This is a genomic window from Okeania sp., assembly GCF_983059655.1.
In genome coordinates this window covers 1-5,163 of record NZ_CEZPJD010000581.1, presented here as the reverse complement: position 1 = coordinate 5,163, position 5,163 = coordinate 1, and the positions used below count along the sequence as shown (strand labels likewise).

The following is a 5,163-nucleotide window of genomic DNA, read 5'->3' as shown; positions in this document are numbered from 1 at the left end:
AATACTCGCCCACTAAAAACTCAGGCTGAATTGGTGAAAGAAAGTGAGTTTCAAGAGCAAGAGTTAGAGTTAGTATTAAATATTTTTGTCGAGTCTAGTTTAGTGTTTTTGTTGCCAGAAAAACCAGCAGAACGTTATCAGTTAGTGCATGATTATTTAGTTGCTTTTATTCGGCAAAGGAAAGAAAATGAATTGTTTCAAGAGTTAAAAAAGGAAAGGAAAAAACGACAGAATTTGCAGAAAGAACTTGATTTATTAACAGAATTAGAAACCGAACGAAAACGTCGAATAATATTGGAAAAAGGAGGATCATTTGTAATTATAGTATTGCTAACTATAGCAGCATATTTTGGAGTGAAAGCACAGCAAAGAGCAATAGTTATTAGTGAAATTAATAGTCTAACGGCCTCTGCTAATACTCTTCTGGTTTCCAATAAAAAATTTGATGCTTTGATAGAAAGTGTTAGAGCAGCTAGAAAATTACGAAATATAACTTGGGCAAAAGTAGATGACAAGACTCAAATGCGAGTTATAACAACTTTGCAGCAATCTATCTACCTAGTAAAACAGCGCAAGAGTTTAGAAAAACATACTGATAAAGTATACAGTATTAATTTTAGCCCTGATGGTCAAATATTGGCTTCAGCTAGTGCCGATAATACAGTTAAACTTTGGAGTCTGGATGGAAAATTGTTGCAAACTCTCAAAGGACATACAGATCGAGTTTTTAGCGTTAGTTTCAGTTCTGGCGGTCAGTTAATTGCTTCAGCTAGTAAAGATCAAACCATCAAACTTTGGCGCTTAGATGGTACCTTAGTTAAAACTATTACAGGACATAAAGAAACAGTTAAAAGTGTTATTTTTAGTCCTGATGGTCAAACTATTGCCTCAGCTAGTAAAGATCAAACCATCAAACTTTGGCGCTTAGATGGTACCTTAGTTAAAACTATTACAGGACATAGTGATGAAATTAAAAGTGTTAATTTCAGCTCCAATGGTAAATTTATTGTCTCAGCTAGCCAAGACAAAACCATCAAACTTTGGCGCTTAGATGGTACCTTAGTTAAAACTATTACAGGACATAGTGGTACTGTGTATGAAGCAACTTTTAGTCCTGATGGTCAAACTATTGCTTCGGCAAGTGAAGATCAAACTATTAAACTTTGGCGTTTAGATGGCAATCTAAAAAAAAGTATTTCAGGGCATACCGATAGCGTAAGAAGCGTAAGTTTTAGTCCAGATGGGCAAAGCATTATTTCAGCTAGTTGGGATCGAACTATAAAACTCTGGAGTTTAGACGGTATTTTACTGGAAACTTTTAATGGTCATATAGATAGAATTTACAGTGTAAGATTTAGCGCCAACGGCAAAATAATTGCCTCTTCTAGCAGAGATAGTACAATCAAACTTTGGCAAAAGAATAGTATACCTAGACTCCGAGGTCATCAAGATACAGTCTTGAGTGTAACTTTGAGTCCTGACGATCAGATGATTGCTACTGCTAGCGCCGATCATACTATTAAACTTTGGCATCGTGATGGTACTCTTCTTCAAACTTTCCGAGGACATACAGATAGAGTCTTTGAAGTGAACTTTAGTCCAGATGCTCAGATGATTGCCTCTGCTAGTGGGGATAAAACTATAAAGCTCTGGCATCCTGACGGTAGTTTGATCAAGACTTTAACAGGGCATTTGGATATAGTAAGTAGTGTGAGTTTTAGCCCAGATGGTCAGATAATTGCCTCTGCTAGTGAGGATCATACTATTAAAATTTGGTATCGTGATGGTAGACTAATTAGCACTTTAACAGGTCATCAAAGTCCAATCAGTCAGGTTACTTTCAGTCCAGATGGTACAATTCTTGCTTCTGTCAGCGATGACAAAACCATAAAATTGTGGAAACCCAATGGCAATTTAATTAAAACCTTGAAAAAACACTTAGATCATGTTTATACTGTAAATTTTAGTCCTGATGGTGAGCTAATTGCCTCGGGTAGCCGAGACAATACAATCAAAATTTGGGATCAAAATGATAGAGATATCAATACCTTAAAAGGTCATACTAGAGCGGTTTCTCGTCTTGATTTTAGTTCAGATGGAAAATTTATTGTATCTGCAAGTTGGGATGGCACTGTAAAACTTTGGTATGGTGACGGAAGAGAAATCAACTCTTTGCAGGGGCATAGTCAGGAAGTTCGTTCAGTTCGTTTCAGCAATGATAGGAAGTTACTTGTTTCTGCTAGCAACGATCAAACGGTGATTTTGTGGCATTTAGATTTAGATATGCTATTGATGCATAGCTGCAACTGGATTAATGATTACTTGGAAAATACACCTAATGTACTAGAATCAGATCGAAATTTTTGTAATATCAGCGATAAAAAATAGGATGTTTTATCTAGGAACTTGTATGGAAGCTAGTTTCACAATCCATTTCAGATAAAATTTGTAGAACTTTTTTTTACATGATACCTAAGTTGGCTTTGAATCAAAAAATATTTTTACTATGATATCGTTTGCTTTCACTTTTTACAGCCCTTTTCAAATGGATGAACCACATAGTCAAAACCAAAAGCCTTGTAGGGACGTTCCATGGAACGTCTCTACTTTGGTCTACTAATCACAAAAACTGCTGTCATTCAAAAGATGAAAATGCCTAAATCAAAATCTTGCCTTTTTCTCTAGTTATATTCAAGGTTAATACTAAGAAAACTCTGCTCTACTAAATATACGAATCATTAGGTTCGCTATCTTCCTCAAACGGGTCTGTTCCAGTTCCCTGACTTGCAAGTTTAATTGATGTCATTACTAAATCATTATCATTTTTAAAATCACAATCTCTGCATTGTTGATCGGGGTCTTTAGGGTCTTCTCCAGTTCCCTGAGCAGCTATTTTTTTTGGTAGTTGAGTGCTAGGTAAATGAGTAGCCGAAGCTATTTCCAATAAACCCAAGCCTACCGTGCTATAACAAATCAATCCTACTACTAAGAATTTATTAATCATAATTAAATTAATCCTCAACTCTAACTTTTATTGTCTCAGACATCTGTAAAAAGAATTGACAAACGCAGAAGTCTATCTTAATTAGATTTTAGCAATTAGTGAGTAATTTTACAGCTATTTAAGATGTCTACTCTTAAATCTACATTAGCATAATCTAGATTTCCGAAAATTATTAGGGTTTACGTCAACAAACTATCTGTAGTAAAAATCCCTGATTATTAGTAAGTATAAAGTTTTCTTTGACAATTGTAATTTTTTATTTTCTTCTTGGTAGAAGACCAAATTTTCCCTGTTCCCTATTCCCTACGATAAAATTGAGCAGTAGCTTCTCATAAATAATTATGGCTTTAGATCCCAAAGCTTTTTTTCAGGCAACAGACCCTGGAATTCCTCTGTTTGTAGACAATGCAGAAATTGACAATAGATACTATATTGACTTCTCGGCTGTGCGTGGGGGACAAGTTATCAAGAAATTACAAAAGACCATTCTCTGGTCTTCAGGCCGACCTACTTGTCAACTATTTACTGGACATATTGGTTGTGGCAAATCTACAGAATTATGGCGGCTCAAGCAACAGTTGGAAATAGAAGGCTTTCACGTTGTCTACGTTGAGTCTGACAAAAACCTAGAAATGGGAGATGTAGATGTAGGGGATATCCTTCTAACTATTGTCCAACAAGTTAGTGAAAGTTTAGAGGAGTTGGAAAACTTTAACATAAAGGAAGCCAACAGACTAAAAGGTATACTCCAGGGAGCTGCCAAATTATTGCAGACAGAAATTGAAATATCTAAGATTGAACTCTCTTTCGGAATTGGCAAAATAACTGCTGAGGCCAAGGCTAGTCCTGAAGTTCGTAGTAAACTCAGAGAATATCTCGGACCCCGCACCAGTGGCATTATTGAAACTATTAACCAAGAATTGCTCGAACCTGCTAACGAAAAGCTGAAACAGTATGGCAAAAATGGATTAGTAGTCATGGTTGATAATCTTGATAAAGTTGATAATACTATTAAATATCAGGACAAAACTCAACCAGAATATTTATTTGTAGACCGAGGGGGACAACTAGCAGCACTTCAGTGTCATGTAATTTATACTATTCCTTTAGCGCTAAGATTTTCCAATGACTATGAAACATTAATTCAAAGATTTAAAAAAAGTCCCCAGGTATTGCCAATGGTGGCGACACAGTTACGCGATGGTAGTGAATGTGCTGAAGGAATGGAGTTAGTTCGACAGTTAGTGTTGGCAAGGGCGTTTCCAGGATTAAATCCACAGCAACGTTTGGCAAAAGTTACGGAAATCTTTGATACTCAGGAAACTTTAGATTACTTATGTCGTTTCAGTGGTGGTCATGTAAGAAATGTATTGCGCATAGTTAATGATGCTATTATGGAAGAGGATAAGTTACCAATCTCTCATAATAGTGTTAAAAATATCATTAGAAGCTATCGCAATGAGCGAGTTTTAGCTATAGATGAGCGGGAGTGGGAATTATTACGCCAGGTAGCTAAGAAAAAGAAAGTAACAGGAGATGACGGATACCAAACTTTAATCCGAAGTATGTTTGTCTATGAATACCAAGATGAAATAGGTTCTTGGTTTGACATTAACCCTATATTAAAAGATGTACCGGAGTTAAAAAATGACAGAAGTTAACGATCGAGCATCATTGCAGAGGTTAGTTAGGGGCATGAAAATGTCTCAAGGAAAATTTAGGCTGTTTCTAGCTCGCTATAGTTATCTGAGTCAGCGCGATCGCCTAATCCCACAACTCCAGGTATATTTTTCTGGGGTTTTGCAGGAGTTGATGCTGGATAAGTCAGTTAGTTCACTTTATGCAACTATCCAAAAACGTCAAGAAAATCAACAGCTAGATGCTTTGATGGTATGGGGTTTAGAATCAGTAGTAGATGTGGATGAGTTACTCCGCTCAATGAGTTTAGTATTAGACGAGTTTAGAAAAAACCTTCATTTTCCGATAGTATTATGGATAAATGAAGAGGTTTCGCGGAAGTTTATTCAGTTGATTCCTGATTTTGAAAATAGGTCAAGTTTGACTGTATTTGAAATTTCTACTGATGAATTAATAGATTTTATTAGGCAGACGAGTGAGTCTGTTTATCAAACAGTTTTAGAGAGTGGGGCAGGAATATT

At 36.0% G+C, this 5,163-nt stretch carries 3 protein-coding genes and 1 pseudogene; 3 read left to right on the top strand and 1 reads right to left on the bottom strand.

Annotated elements, in window-relative coordinates:
* Positions 1-2,388: WD40 repeat domain-containing protein (locus AC3DU7_RS24560; RefSeq protein ID WP_488041917.1), on the top strand; the 2,388-nt coding region annotated here is incomplete at its 5' end.
* Positions 2,389-2,722: 334 nt separating this feature from the next.
* Here the strand turns inward: AC3DU7_RS24560 and AC3DU7_RS24555 are convergent.
* A complete protein-coding gene (locus AC3DU7_RS24555) occupies positions 2,723-3,004 on the bottom strand; it encodes a hypothetical protein (protein ID WP_488041916.1) in 282 nt (93 codons plus the stop codon).
* A gap of 341 nt (positions 3,005-3,345) precedes the next feature.
* Here AC3DU7_RS24555 and AC3DU7_RS24550 point away from each other — a divergent pair, with 341 nt between their 5' ends.
* Both AC3DU7_RS24550 and AC3DU7_RS24545 read left to right on the top strand, forming a co-directional pair.
* Positions 3,346-4,665: an ATP-binding protein gene (locus tag AC3DU7_RS24550; protein WP_488041915.1), complete on the top strand. Its 1,320-nt coding sequence runs from the start codon at positions 3,346-3,348 to the stop codon at positions 4,663-4,665.
* Positions 4,652-5,163: pseudogene (locus tag AC3DU7_RS24545) on the top strand (hypothetical protein); the annotation flags it as partial. The gene AC3DU7_RS24550 and the pseudogene AC3DU7_RS24545, both read left to right, overlap by 14 nt.